Raw genomic sequence first — 13,101 nt, 5'->3', positions numbered from 1 at the left:
CTCTGACGAATAAGACGGGCTAGCTTGCGCGATCCCACGGGATAGGAGCGGGCGCCTTCGCAAGTGCGACACTGGCATCATCGGCGTGGGCGACCGCAATGATGTGCCGATACTCGAACGGCAACTCGGTTCCGAGCCAGAATTGATCGTTTTCTGCGATCGAGTTGGGCTGGTTGTCCAGCATCCCGATATAGCCGGTCGGGGTACGTTCGCGGACGATCACCCACATTCGCTCCACGGCCCCGTGTTCGTCACCCTCGACGGCGATCTTGAAGATCAACTTGGCGAGGTCGCCAGGCTGGAGAAGGCGCCGCAGCGCCAGATCCGGGATGTGAAAGGTTGCCGGAGCCGCGCGATGGTATTCCTCGCCATCTTCAAGACACCAGCCGTCTCTGACGTAATCGGGTGTCCTCACGAACCTACAGCGTTCGTTGAACGCTCTCCCTAGCGCGGACGGATGAAGCCGACGATGTCCTTGGTGATGCGCATCGTCTCGTCGGCGATGCCGCGGGCGCGGTTGGCGCCGTCGGCCAGCACCGCGTCGACATGGCCGGGATCGGCCACCAGCTTCTTCATCTCGGAGGCGATCGGCGCCAGTTTTGCGACGCACACCTCGACCAGCGCGTTCTTGAAGCTGGAGAATTGCCCGCCGCCGAACTGCGTCAGCACCTCCTGCTTGGAGACGCCGGCGAGCGCGGCATAAATGCCGACCAGATTGTCGGCCTCGGGCCGCGGCTCCAGGCCCTTTTCCTCCGACGGCAGCGGCTCCGGATCGGTCTTCGCCTTGCGGATCTTCTGCGCGATGGTATCGGCGTCGTCGGTGAGGTTGATGCGCGAATTGTCCGAGGCGTCCGATTTCGACATCTTCTTGGTGCCGTCGCGCAGGCTCATCACCCGCGTCGCTGGCCCCGTGATCAGCGGCTCGGGCTGCGGGAAGAGCAGGCCGTCGGCAAAGCCGTGGCCGCGGATCGAATCCGCGAAGTCGTTGTTGAATTTCTGCGCGATATCCCGCGACAGCTCCAGATGCTGCTTCTGGTCTTCGCCGACCGGCACATGGGTCGCGCGGTACAGCAGGATGTCGGCGGCCATCAGCACCGGATAATCGTAGAGGCCGATGGAGGCGTTCTCGCGGTCCTTGCCGGCCTTCTCCTTGAACTGCGTCATGCGGTTCAGCCAGCCGATCCGGGCGACGCAGTTGAAGATCCAGGTGAGCTCGGCATGGCCGGCGATCTGGCTCTGGTTGAACACGATGTGCTTCTTGGCATCGATACCCGAGGCGATGAAGGCCGCGGTCACCTCGCGGGTGTTGCGCGCGAGCTCGGCCGGGCCGCCCCAGACCTCGACGCCCTGCGTGATCGCATGCATGTCGACGACGCAATAGATGCAGTTATGGGTCTGCTGCATCTTCACGAAGTTGACGATGGCGCCGAGATAGTTGCCGAGGTGCAGATTGCCCGTCGGCTGGACGCCTGAGAAAACCCGTTCAACGAACGCCATGGTCTCGATTCCCGGAAATGGTCGGCTTTGCGGCGTCGTTTGCCATTTAAGCCCCGCGTGCGCAAGTCAGGCGGGACGCCTTTGCCTGACGGCGTTAACCGCCTCGCGCCAGCCGGTGACGCCGAAAAGCTGCAAGAACAGCCCGTAACCGGCGATGCCGGCCGCGATCAGGGTGAGGAGGGTGGCCGCCTGCACCAAACCGTGGCTGCCCGCCGGCAGGGCACCCGCCGCGAGCCACAGCAGCACGCCCATCGCAAGCGCCGCGCCCAGGATGCGCGGCAGCCGGCGGCGCGCATCGGCGTCGATCGAGAAGCCGAAGCTCGCGGCGCCCTTGCGGATCAGCGCCAGCGCATTGCTCCAGGCGCCGAGCGCAATGCCCGCGGCAATTCCGCTCGCCCCGAAGATATGGCCGAACAGGAAGGCGGCCGCGATCGCGACCACGATGGCCTTCAGCGTCGCCAACAGCGGCGTCAGCGTGTCCTCGCGCGCAAAGAACGCCGGCGACAGCGCCTTCACCAGCACGTGCGCCGGCAGTGCGAGCGTCAGCCAGATCAGGGCCTGCGCGGTGGCCGCGGTATCCTCTGCGGTGAATGCGCCATGCTCGAACAGCATCCGCACGATCGGGCCGCTCAGCACCGTCAGGCCGAGCGTCGCCGGCAGCGCCAGCCCGGCCGCAAGCTCGAGCGCGCGCGATTCGGCATGCGCGATTGCGATGGGTTCGCCGCTGCGCACGGCGCGCGTCATCTCCGGGATCAGCACGCTGCCCATGGCGACGCCGACAATGCCGAGCGGCAGCTCGAGCAGGCGGTTGGCGAAATAGAGCCAGGACACCGCCGACGGCGAGGTCGATGCGATCACAGCGCCGGCCACCATGAGCCATTGCGGCGCGCTGCTCGCGACCATGCCGGGGATCGCGCGGCCGAGAAAGCCGCGCATGTCGGGATCGAAGGAGATGCGGAGCGGCGAGGCGAGTTTTGCGCCGCGCAGCGCCAGCATCGAGAGCTGCAGGAAGCCGGCGACGCCGATGGTTGCCGCCATCACCAGCGCGGCCTGCACCGGCTCCTGTTGCCGCACCAGCAGCACGGCCATCACTGAAATCAGCGCGATGTTGAACAACAGCGGCGAGAACGCGGTCAGCGCAAAGCGCCCCTGCGCGTTGAGCAGCGCCATCATCACGGTGACCGGGCCGGCGAAGGCGAGATAGGGCAGCATCAGCCTGGCGGCGTCGACGGCCAATTGCAGCGTGTCGCGGCCGACAAATCCGGGCGCGATCGCCGCGATCACAAGCGGCATCACGACGCCGATCACCAGCGCGGCCGCGATCACCGCGGCGCTGATCGTGCCGAGCACGCGGTCGGCAAAGGCGCGCGCCATCGCGTCACCATCGCTATCGCGAACCTTGAGCCAGGCCGGCACCAGCGCAGCATTCAGCCCACCCTCGGACAACAGCCGCCGCACCACATTGACGAGCTGAAACGCCGCCAGGAACGCATCCGCCACCGGACCCGCGCCAAGCAGTGCCGCGATCACGGAATCGCGCACGAAGCCGAGCAGCCGTGACGCCAGCGTTCCCGAGGAGACGGTGAGGAAGGAGCGGAACATCGCGCATCTATATCAGTCGCGGGCCCTGCTGCCAGCGGCACTCTACCAACCCCGTCATCCTGAGGTGCGAGAGTAGCGAGCCTCGAAGGATGCACGGCCCCACTCTGGCCGATTCATCCTTCGAGGCTCGCCGAAGAGGCTCGCACCTCAGGATGACGGAACATCGAGCCCTGCTTGCTGCCCCAAGGCCTAACGTGATAGGTCGCGGCTCTTGTTGGGTGGCGTTAACACAGGGCAGGTCTATGGCTGACGCAAAATATGACGTTCTCGGGATCGGCAATGCGATCTTCGACGTGCTGGTGCAGACCGACGAGGCATTCCTTGCCCGTCACGGCATGACCAAGGGCTCGATGCAGCTGATCGACGAAGCGCGCGCCACCGCGATCTACGGCGATATGGGCGTGGCGACCGAGATGTCGGGCGGCTCGGCTGCCAACACCATCGTCGGCGTCGGCAATCTCGGCGCCCGCGCCGCCTATGTCGGCAAGGTCAAGGACGATCAGATCGGCCGGCTCTATGTCCACGATATCCGCGCCGCCGGCGTCACTTTCGACACCACGCCGGCCAAGACCGGCCCGGCCACCGGCTGCTCCTACATCCTGGTGACGCCGGACGGCGAGCGCACCATGAACACCTATCTCGGCGCCGCGCAGGACCTGACGCCTGACGACATCGATCCGGCGCAGATCGCGGCCGCCGGCATCATCTATCTCGAAGGCTATCTCTGGGATCCGAAGAACGCCAAGGACGCCTTCGTGAAGGCGGCAACGATCGCGCATGGCGCCGGCCGCCAGGTCGCGCTGACGCTGTCGGATTCGTTCTGCGTCGACCGCTACCGCGACGAATTCCTCGACCTGATGCGCAAGGGCATTGTCGACCTGGTGTTCTCCAACGAGTCCGAGTTGCACTCGCTGTACCAGACCGCGGACTTCGACACCGCGCTGAAACAGTTCGGCAAGGACACCAAGCTCGGTGTCGTGACCCGCAGCGAGAAGGGCTGCGTTGTCGTGTCGAAGGATGGCGTCGTGTCAGCGCCGGCTTATCCGATCGACAGACTGGTCGACACCACCGGCGCCGGCGACCTGTTCGCCGCCGGCTTCCTGGTCGGTCTCGTGCGCAATGTCGGCCATGAGAACGCCGGCCGTCTCGGCGCGCTCGCGGCGGCCGAAGTGATCCAGCACATCGGCGCCCGGCCGCTGGTGTCGCTGAAGGATCTGGCGAAGGGGAAGGGGCTGCTGGTTTAAGCGCCGATCTTTTCTTGCCTCGCCCCGCTTGCGGGGAGAGGCCGGAACGCATCGCATGATGCGTTCCGGGTGAGGGGGGCTTCCGCGTACTCATTGCCTACGAATTTGCGGAGGCGGCCCCTCACCCCAACCCTCTCCCCGCAAGAGCGGGGCGAGGGAGAAGAGACATCACGCCGTCTTCGCCGCCTTCAGCCCGAGCCGCTTCTCCACCGCATCGCGCATCACGAATTTCTGGATCTTCCCGGTCACCGTCATCGGGAATTCCTCGACGAATTCGACATAGCGCGGGATCTTGTTGTGGGCGATCTGGCCCTGGCAGAAGGCGCGGACTTCGTCGGCAGTCAGCGTCTCGCCTTGGCGGACCCTGACCCAGGCACACAATTCCTCGCCGTAGCGCTGGTCGGCGACGCCGAAAATCTGCACGTCCTGGATCTTCGGGTGACGGTAGAGGAATTCCTCGATCTCGCGCGGATAGAGGTTCTCGCCGCCTCTGATAACCATGTCCTTGATTCGGCCGACGATGTTGCAATAGCCCTCGTCGTCGATCACGGCGAGGTCGCCGGTGTGCATCCAGCCATTGGCGTCGAGCACGTCTGAGGTCTTCTCCTTCTCGTCCCAATAGCCGAGCATGATGCTGTAGCCGCGGGTGCAGAGCTCGCCGCGTCCGCCGCGCGGCACCACCTTGCCGTCGAGGTCGACGACCTTGACCTCGACATGCGGATGGATGCGGCCGACGGTGGAGACGCGGCGCTCCAGGGGATCGTCGGTCGCGCTCTGGAAACTCACCGGGCTGGTTTCGGTCATGCCGTAGGCGATCGTCACCTCGCGCATGTTCATCTCGGTGTTGACGCGCTTCATCACCTCGATCGGGCAGGGCGCGCCGGCCATGATGCCGGTGCGCAGCGACGACAGATCGAAGCGCGCGAAGTCCGGATGGTCGAGCTCGGCGATGAACATGGTCGGCACGCCGTACAGCGTGGTGCATTTCTCCTGCGCGACCGTCGCAAGCGTCGCCAGCGGATCAAAACCTTCGCCGGGGTAGACCATGGTGGTGCCGAGCGTGACCGAGGCGAGATTGCCCATCACCATGCCGAAGCAGTGATAGAGCGGCACCGGAATGCAGATGCGGTCCTGCTCGGTCAGGCGCATGGCGCGGCCGGTGAAATAGCCGTTGTTGAGGATGTTGTGGTGGGTCAGCGTCACGCCCTTCGGTGAGCCCGTGGTGCCGCTGGTGAATTGAATGTTGACCGGATCGTCGAACTGCAGGCTGTCGCCGAGCGCCGCAAGCTGCTCGCGATGGCGCTCGCCGCCCATCTGTGACACCTGCTCGAACGGAATGGTGCCTGGTGCCGCCGGGCCGCCGATCTGGATCACGGCGCGCAATTGCGGCAGCCGCACCGATCGCAACTGGCCGGGCTCCCATGACGCAAGCTCGGGCAGCAGCGTGTTCAGCATCTCCATATAGGCAGAGGTCTTGAACGCTGTCGCCGTCACGATCGCGGCGCAGCCGACCTTGCCGAGCGCGAATTCGAGCTCACTCAGCCGATAGGCCGGATTGATGGTGACGAGGATCAGTCCGGCTTTCGCGGCGGCGAATTGCGTCAGCGTCCATTCCGGCCGGTTCAGCGACCAGATGCCGATCCGCTCGCCGCGTGTCAGCCCGAGCGCAAGGAAGCCTGCCGCCAGTGCCTCGACGTGACAGGCGAATTCGTTCCAGGTCCAGCGCACATTGTGGCTGGGCGAGACCAGCGCCTCGCGGTCGCCCCAGCGCACCCGTGCGCGGTCGAGGCTGCGGCCGATGGTTTCACCGAGCAGCGGCGTATCGGAAATGCCGCAGACATAGCTGTCTGCTTTGGGTGCCAGGGTCCCGGGTGCCAAGATCGTCCTCCTCGTGTTCGTGTAGCCGCACTTTTTTGTGCAATCTTAGTCGTTTGGCGCCGACAGGACAGGCCCGACCTATGGCGGGCATGAAAAATCCCTCCCCGCGAGGGGAGGGATTTTCCGCTGCTTGATCGGAACCTCAGGCCGCCCGCTGTCCGCTGCCGGCGTCGAGCCCGGCATAGATGCCCTTCTCGAAGCCTGCGAAGGCCTCCAGGCTGTGCTTGTCGGCGAACGGCAGCAGCTGGGTCAGGATCACGCCGCAGACGTCGCGCGACGGATCGATCCAGTAATAGGTGTTGGCAAGGCCCGCCCAGGCGAGGCTGCCGGGGCTGCGGCCTTCCGGCGTCTTGGCGGTGTTGATCAGGAAGCTCAGCCCCCACTTCTTCACCTGATCGGGATAGAGGTCGACGTCGTTGGTGTAGGGCGGTGCCGCCGTCGTCATCTTGACGACATTGATGTCGCCCATCTGGTTCTGCCCCATGGCCGCGATAGTCTCGGCCTTCAGCAGCTGGTTGCCGTTGCCTTTGCCCTTGTTGAGGATCATCTGGCAGAACTTGATGTAGTCGGCCGCGGTCGAATACAGGCCGCCGCCACCCATGTGGAATTCAGGGTTCTGCTCGAGCTCGAACGGGATTGCCGCCAGCGCGCCGTCCTCGCCGCGCGCATGCATGCCGACCAGCCGCTTGCGCATGTCGTCGGAAATCTTGAAGCCGGTCTCGCTCATGCCGAGCGGCGCGAACATGTTGTCACGCAAATACGCATCGAGCTTCTTGCCGCTCGCCGCCTCCACGGCCTTGCCGACGAAGTCGATATTGATGCCATATTCCCAGCGTGTGCCGGGCTCGTTGGCGAGCGGCGTCTTCAGCGCGGCATTGAGGCACGAGATGATCCCGGGCGTGCCGGTCTTTTCCATGTATTGCCCATGTCGGCGTTCCACAGGTCGTAGCAGAAGCCGGCGGTGTGGGTCATGAGTTGGCGCAGCGTGATCGGCGTTTTCGCCGGCCGCAGCTTTGGCTCGCCCTTGGCGTCGAAGCCTTCCAGCACCTGCGGTGCGGCGAGATCGGGCAGCAGCTTGCCGATCGGCTCATCGAGCGAGAGTTTGCCCTGCTCGACCAGTTGCATCGCGCCCGCGCAGGTCACCGCCTTGGTCATCGAGGCGATCCAGAACACGCTGTCCGCCGTCATCGGATCGCTCTTGGAGAGGTCGCGGTTGCCGAACGCGCCCTGGTAGATCACGTCCTTGCCGGTGGCCGCGATTGCGACGACGCCGGGAATCTCCTTTGCCTCGCTCTTCTGACGCAATACCTGATCGATCTGAGCCTTGCTTTGCATTGGGGGCTTCCTCCGGTGGGGTTTATTGTTTTGAAGTGGGCGGATCATCCTCCCGCTTTTCCGCTCCCGCAAGGCGGGCGCGCTGCGATGATGTCGCGATGTCGTGAAGGCAGGAGCCGCGACGGGCGGCCTTGCCTTGAGCCTTTTCCGTTCCGATTGCATCGGAACGGGGCTCTAGCCCGTCCTATTCGTGAGAGTGCTTTTTTTAGTCCGATTGATGTGGCCGCACATCTGCTCTGACGAGGCGCGCGGGATTGCCTTCGGCTTTTCACCGCCTGACGACCCGTACTTTGCAACGCGCTTGAGGGATGGGTTGGGCGAACGGGGGGCGGACGCCCCGCCGGTCAAGGACCGAGCGGCAGCAGCGCGCCTGGCAAGCCGCGGATCAGGTCGGCTTCGGGACAGGCCGCGGCAAACGCAAGGCGAATGCGGCTCGTGGTCTCGACGACACGGGCAGCGAGTTTCAAGAGACGAAGACGCAGCGTCGCGAACTCGGCTGTGGCCAATTCCCGGGCTTTGGGAATCGCGTCGCGCACGGTCAGCATCAGCCAATAAGCGGCGGTGTGGAGAACGAGGCGGACTTGATTGGCGAGCGCCGAACGGCAGCTGGTGCGATCGGAGGCGAGCTGTGTCTTATGCAGCTTGATCAGATTCTTGGCTTGGCCGCGCGCGCAATACAGGCTGTCGTAGATCCACTCGGCCGAGCCGACATCGAGGCTGGTGACGACGAAACGGATGTCGAGGCCGAGCATCGTCGCCTCAATACGGGCGACGGTACGCCGTTCGCGATCCCAGGACTTGGCCTTGTGGCGCGTCTCGGTATAGCCACGCAGAACCGGCAGGTTCTCGATGGCGCGTCGCGTGCGGATGTCGTCGGCGGCCTCGTCGAGTTTTCTGGCGAGCGGCTTGGTGCCGGACAGACCGAAGATGTAGTCGATGCCGTTGGTCTCGCACCACGCCATTGCCTCCGGCCGGGCATAGTGCCCGTCGCCACGGAACGTAATTCGCGTGTTGTGCCACCGCGTCCGGATATGCCGTATCAGGCGGCGCAGATGGGCACGCACCTCGACGCCGCCCGGCGTCTTGCCGGGCCGCAACACGACCGCCACGGGCCGGCTCTTCTCCGTGTCGTAGACGTGGATCGGCAGGAAGCAGCGTTCGTCATAATGAGCGTTGAACAGCGAGAGCTGCTGATGGCCGTGGACGACATCGCAGGTATCATCGATGTCGAGCGTGACGGATGCCGGCTCGCGCGGGTAGCTATCCATCCATGCGTCGACCAAAGTGTAGGTCAGTCGGATCACGTCGCGCAGGCGCGGAGCATTCTCCAGCCGCGACAGCGTCGGTTGGGAACACAGATCGCGACCCGTGTCCGGCAGCCGTCCGCAGGCCAGCTTGAATGCGGGATCGGACCGCAGATGATCGAGGTCGTCGGCGTCCTCGTAGCCGCAGCAGATCGCGAACATGCGCGCGCGGAACATATCGACAAGGCTGTGCACGACCCGCGTCGGATCGCGCCGATCCGGGAACACCCGGGCCAAATTGTCGGCCAAGCCGAGACGCCGCTCGGCCATCGCCAGAAGCATCACGCCCCCGTTCGAGGTCAGCCGACCGCCATCGAAGGCAGCTGTGACTTTCTTGGCGTGAACGGCTGGAAACGAGAAGGGCAGAATCGTATCATCGGTCATGGCGGGCCTGGCGTTCGCGGTTGAGGTGATGGGGTTGGCTTTGCAACCGAATCCTACGCCGCATCAGCGCTTTACACCACGCTCGCCAGCCTCTCAGGCGCACTCTGACGAATAAGACGGGCTAGATTTTTGTTTTGACGCGTTTTCTTCACGCGAACCGGTGTCCACTTCGCTCGAAAACGCTAACGGATGTTCACCACGCGCGCAGATTTTGTGGTGGACTCCGCGCAAGTCCGGGTGACCTCTGGGGCGGGCCACGGTAACGTGATCGGCAAATTGATTTTCGCACGTGATTTTTTGCAATAACGCATTCAGATCGTTGCACAAACGGTGCGGCGGATTGGGATGGATTTGACGAAAAGATTCGTCATTTCCCGCCTTGCGGGGACGCAACAAATGATTTCGACATGGAGTGAATGGAAGCGCTACCCGCGGCCGGGCCGCGGCGAGAATATCGAGGCGCCGATCAGCCCGGGTCTTTACGAAGTCCGCTACGCAGGTACCGGTGCACTGCACTCGTTCGAGGCAGTCGATAATGTCGCACAGGCGGTGGCGCTGCTGCAGACCGGCGCCAAATCCTGGTTCGGCCGCCGCGATGCGCGGGCGCAGGCCGACCTCGAATACCGCACCTGCGCGACGTCGACCAAGGCGAATGCCAAGGCCGCCGCCGAGCGCATGATCGGCCGCCGCGAAACCTATATGTCCGGCGGCGCGCTCTGACCGCGCGCAACGCCGCGTAACTCCGCGCCAGCTCTCCCTATTCCTCGACGCAGGGTCGCGCCCGCCGCCGGTGCATCGCGGCGCGTTCCAGCCTATATAGGCCGCGAATACGCCCAAGAGAAAATCCCGGGAAATTCGAGTAAATCCAAGGAAATTCGAGGAGTAACGCCATGACCCCGCCCGTTGCCGCACGCGCCACGCAATCCGCAGCCTCCCTCCAGGACCGCCTGAAAGATCCGTCGCTGCTGCGCGACCGCTGCTACATCGACGGCGCCTGGGTCGGCACGCCAGAATTTGCCGTCAACAATCCGGCTACCGGCGTCGAACTGATCAAGATCCCGCAGCTCAGCGCCGATGACGCGACCCGCGCCGTCGAGGCCGCCGAGCGCGCATTCCCGGCCTGGGCCAAGCTGACCGCCAAGCAGCGCTCCAACATTTTGCGCAAATGGTTCGACCTGATCATCGCCAACCGCGAGGACCTCGCGCTGATCCTGACCTCCGAGCAGGGCAAGCCGCTGGCGGAAGCGCTCGGCGAAGTCGATATCGGCGCCGCCTATGTCGAATTCTTCGCGGAGGAAGCCCGCCGCGTCTACGGCGAGACCATCCCGACCCAGCGTCCGGATGCCCGCCTGTTGGCGATCCGGCAGCCGATCGGCGTCTGCGGCGCCATCACGCCGTGGAATTTCCCGAACTCGATGATCACGCGAAGGGTCTCGCCGGCGCTGGCCGCGGGCTGCACGGTGGTGCTGAAGCCCGCCAACGAGACGCCGCTGTCGGCGCTCGCGCTCGCTGTGCTGGCCGAGAAGGCCGGCGTGCCCAAGGGTGTGCTCAACATCGTCACCGGTGATGCGCCGCCGATCGGCAAGGTGCTGTGCGAACATCCGGCGGTGCGCTTCGTCGGCTTCACCGGTTCGACCAACGTCGGCAAGATCCTGTACCGGCAGGCGTCGGTCGGCGTGAAGAAGCTCGGCCTCGAGCTCGGCGGCAACGCGCCCTTCGTGGTGTTCGACGATGCCGATATCGATGCCGCCGTCGAAGGCGCCATCGTCTCGAAGTATCGCAACATGGGTCAGACCTGCGTCTGCGCCAATCGCATCTATGCCCAGGACAAGATCTACGATCAGTTCGTCGCGAAGCTGTCGAAGAAGGTCGCGGAGATGAAGATCGGTGACGGCACCGAGCAAGGCGTAACCCAGGGCCCGCTGATCAACATGAAGGCGATCGAAAAGGTAGAGCGCCATATTGCCGATGCCGTGAAGGGCGGCGCCAAGATCGTGACCGGCGGCAAGCGCTCATCGCTCGGCCGCAGCTTCTTCGAGCCGACCGTGCTGTCGGATGTGCGGCCCGACGCGCTTGTTGCGCAGGAGGAAACCTTCGGTCCGCTCGCGCCGGTGATCCGCTTCAAGGAGGAAGCCGATGTGATCGCAATGTGCAACGCCTCGCCGTTCGGCCTCGCTTCCTACTTCTATTCGCGCGACATCGGCCGCGTCTGGCGCGTCGCCGAAGCGCTGGAGTCGGGCATGGTCGGCGTCAACTCCGGCCTGATCACGACCGAGGTGGCGCCGTTCGGCGGCGTCAAGGAAAGCGGTCTCGGCCGCGAAGGCTCGCGCCACGGCATGGATGAATATGTCGAGATCAAATACGTGATGATGGCGGGGGTCTGATCCGCGACATCGCATGCCGAACGAGTCGATCGCGTTGTGACACCAGTCGGCTGGTGTCGCGTCAGGGGGCGGCTGCCGATTGTGGAGCAGGCTGGAACATTGTTCTGGCCTGCCCTCCAGCTTCTATCGGGTTGGGCCAGAACGAAGCGATCGTGCTTGCCCTGGCGTTATCCCGAACAACTCGCGGAATGCAGCCCCGAAAGCAGGCACGCTGTTGAAGCCGGCGATTGCAGCGGCCCTTGCAGGATGGACGCCCAACGTCAGCGCGCTCAATGCCTCGGTCAATCGCGCCTGCTGACGCCATTGGCGGAAGCTTAGCCCGGTTTCGGCGCGAAACACTCGAGCGAGGGTTCGACTGGACGCATTGGCGACCTCGCTCCATTCTTCCAGGCTCCTCGCGTCGTGAGGATGCGAACGAAGCGCAGAGATCACGCGGCGCAAGCGCGGATCTCTTGGAAGAGGCAAGCCGAGCGGCAACGGTGTCGCTTTGGCGATCTCGTCAAGCGCGAGCTCCGCGAGATGTTGGCCTCTGCCATCCAGCGACCACTCGACCGGTTCAGCACAGGCAGCCACGATAACTTCGCGGAGCAATCCGGACACCGCGATGACTTTTGATTTCCAGCCTACGCGGGTGGCCGCGTCTTCCCGCAGAAACAGCGCGCGCATCGTGACGGGGCCGTCCATGCTGATGGCATGCTGCGCATTCGCCGGCACAAGCAGCGCTGTCGTCGGCGGCACGACATAGTTGGACTCCGGCGTCTCCACGCGCATGACGCCCGACGTCGCGTAGAGCAATTGCGCGCGTGGATGCGTGTGAAATCCGGTCGCCAGGCCCGAGGGATAATCGCAAGCGAATCCTACGATCGGCCGCGGCGCGGTCTCGAAGGGCAGGATCTCCGCTTGTCGCGTTGGCGACAGGAATTGGCAGTTTATCTGCATCCGAACAGCCTAGGCTAACTGCGGCATCTTTCAAGATGTGCATCGTCGCCAACGTCGCAAGGAAAGAACCGTGAGCACAGGCCTTTTTCAAGAGATCGGATATATCACCGCAGACAAGCTGGTTGATGGTCCATTGACCCCGGGTCAGAACCGCAAGAAAGCCCTTGAGGTTGGTGACCTGTGGGTCGGGGAGTGTCACGTGACAGCTCTCGACCAGCCCAGCCAATGGCATCACCACGAACAGTTCGACAGCGTGATGTACATGCTCTCCGGCCGGATCCGTGTCGACTTCGGCGAAAATGGTGCCCGGTCCTTCGAGATGGGCAAGGGCGATTACGCCTACTTTCCGCGCCGCGCGATCCATCGCTGTCAGATCCTCGAAGGAGGAGACGACGTTCGCTACGTATTCGTTCGCCTCGGGAAGGGCGAGACCGTCGTCAACGTTGACGGTCCCGAAGCGTCCGAACGCAAACCGATGCGGGCATTTGGCGCATAGTTTTCGGAAGCCCGAAGCGCTCCGGAAAACACCGGCAT

At 64.3% G+C, this 13,101-nt stretch carries 10 protein-coding genes and 1 pseudogene; 4 read left to right on the top strand and 7 right to left on the bottom strand.

Going from position 1 to position 13,101, the window contains the following annotated elements; all coding sequences use genetic code 11:
• Positions 1 to 19 precede the first annotated feature (19 nt).
• The 3 genes from HAP54_RS11130 to murJ all read right to left on the bottom strand — a co-directional run bounded on the left by HAP54_RS11130 (position 20) and on the right by murJ (position 3,099).
• Positions 20 to 415, bottom strand: coding sequence for a DUF2314 domain-containing protein (locus HAP54_RS11130; RefSeq protein ID WP_175619411.1), 396 nt, complete (start codon positions 413 to 415; stop codon positions 20 to 22).
• A 29-nt stretch (positions 416 to 444) separates the two neighbouring features.
• A complete protein-coding gene (trpS, locus tag HAP54_RS11125) occupies positions 445 to 1,497 on the bottom strand; it encodes a tryptophan--tRNA ligase (RefSeq protein ID WP_166299969.1) in 1,053 nt (350 codons plus the stop codon).
• A gap of 66 nt (positions 1,498 to 1,563) precedes the next feature.
• The gene (gene murJ, locus HAP54_RS11120; protein WP_166299968.1) at positions 1,564 to 3,099 is read right to left on the bottom strand and encodes a murein biosynthesis integral membrane protein MurJ; all 1,536 of its coding nucleotides are present in this window, start codon (positions 3,097 to 3,099) and stop codon (positions 1,564 to 1,566) included.
• 242 nt (positions 3,100 to 3,341) lie between these two features.
• Here murJ and HAP54_RS11115 point away from each other — a divergent pair, with 242 nt between their 5' ends.
• A complete protein-coding gene (locus HAP54_RS11115) occupies positions 3,342 to 4,343 on the top strand; it encodes an adenosine kinase (protein ID WP_166299967.1) in 1,002 nt (333 codons plus the stop codon).
• Between the two features lie 168 nt (positions 4,344 to 4,511).
• Here the strand turns inward: HAP54_RS11115 and HAP54_RS11110 are convergent, their stop codons facing one another.
• The 3 genes and pseudogenes from HAP54_RS11110 to HAP54_RS11100 all read right to left on the bottom strand — a co-directional run bounded on the left by HAP54_RS11110 (position 4,512) and on the right by HAP54_RS11100 (position 9,244).
• Positions 4,512 to 6,206 carry an AMP-binding protein gene (locus HAP54_RS11110; protein WP_166307684.1) on the bottom strand — a complete coding sequence of 565 codons (1,695 nt, stop codon included), beginning with the start codon at positions 6,204 to 6,206 and terminating at the stop codon, positions 4,512 to 4,514.
• Between the two features lie 157 nt (positions 6,207 to 6,363).
• Positions 6,364 to 7,556, bottom strand: a pseudogene (locus HAP54_RS11105) (serine hydrolase domain-containing protein).
• A gap of 344 nt (positions 7,557 to 7,900) precedes the next feature.
• Positions 7,901 to 9,244, bottom strand: a complete 1,344-nt coding sequence (locus tag HAP54_RS11100) for an IS1380-like element ISBdi2 family transposase (RefSeq protein WP_166299966.1) — start codon at positions 9,242 to 9,244, stop codon at positions 7,901 to 7,903.
• Positions 9,245 to 9,640: 396 nt separating this feature from the next.
• On the opposite strand from HAP54_RS11100, the gene HAP54_RS11095 reads away from it, so the two are divergent.
• Positions 9,641 to 9,964 (top strand): hypothetical protein, encoded by a 324-nt coding sequence (locus HAP54_RS11095; protein WP_166299965.1) that lies wholly within the window; start codon positions 9,641 to 9,643, stop codon positions 9,962 to 9,964.
• Between the two features lie 170 nt (positions 9,965 to 10,134).
• Positions 10,135 to 11,628: an NAD-dependent succinate-semialdehyde dehydrogenase gene (locus HAP54_RS11090; RefSeq protein WP_166299964.1), complete on the top strand. Its 1,494-nt coding sequence runs from the start codon at positions 10,135 to 10,137 to the stop codon at positions 11,626 to 11,628.
• A 123-nt stretch (positions 11,629 to 11,751) separates the two neighbouring features.
• Here HAP54_RS11090 and HAP54_RS11085 read toward each other — a convergent pair whose 3' ends face one another.
• A complete protein-coding gene (locus HAP54_RS11085) occupies positions 11,752 to 12,567 on the bottom strand; it encodes an AraC family transcriptional regulator (protein WP_166299963.1) in 816 nt (271 codons plus the stop codon).
• A gap of 70 nt (positions 12,568 to 12,637) precedes the next feature.
• On the opposite strand from HAP54_RS11085, the gene HAP54_RS11080 reads away from it, so the two are divergent.
• Positions 12,638 to 13,063: a cupin domain-containing protein gene (locus HAP54_RS11080; protein ID WP_166299962.1), complete on the top strand. Its 426-nt coding sequence runs from the start codon at positions 12,638 to 12,640 to the stop codon at positions 13,061 to 13,063.
• The last annotated feature ends 38 nt before the right edge of the window (positions 13,064 to 13,101 follow it).

This window comes from Bradyrhizobium sp. 2S1 (genome assembly GCF_011516625.5).
In the GTDB taxonomy this organism is placed as follows: domain Bacteria; phylum Pseudomonadota; class Alphaproteobacteria; order Rhizobiales; family Xanthobacteraceae; genus Bradyrhizobium; species Bradyrhizobium septentrionale.
The sequence above is the reverse complement of the archived record's forward strand: the minus strand, read 5'-3'. Positions and strand labels throughout refer to the sequence as shown.

Excerpts from the sequence above, each read along its gene's own strand:
- HAP54_RS11115 (WP_166299967.1), top strand. The coding sequence starts at position 3,342 with ATGGCTGACGCAAAATATGACGTTCTCGGGATCGGCAATGCGATCTTC.
- HAP54_RS11095 (WP_166299965.1), top strand. The coding sequence starts at position 9,641 with ATGATTTCGACATGGAGTGAATGGAAGCGCTACCCGCGGCCGGGCCGC.
- HAP54_RS11085 (WP_166299963.1), bottom strand. The coding sequence starts at position 12,567 with ATGCAGATAAACTGCCAATTCCTGTCGCCAACGCGACAAGCGGAGATC.
- HAP54_RS11100 (WP_166299966.1), bottom strand. The coding sequence starts at position 9,244 with ATGACCGATGATACGATTCTGCCCTTCTCGTTTCCAGCCGTTCACGCC.
- murJ (WP_166299968.1), bottom strand. The coding sequence starts at position 3,099 with ATGTTCCGCTCCTTCCTCACCGTCTCCTCGGGAACGCTGGCGTCACGG.
- HAP54_RS11090 (WP_166299964.1), top strand. The coding sequence starts at position 10,135 with ATGACCCCGCCCGTTGCCGCACGCGCCACGCAATCCGCAGCCTCCCTC.
- trpS (WP_166299969.1), bottom strand. The coding sequence starts at position 1,497 with ATGGCGTTCGTTGAACGGGTTTTCTCAGGCGTCCAGCCGACGGGCAAT.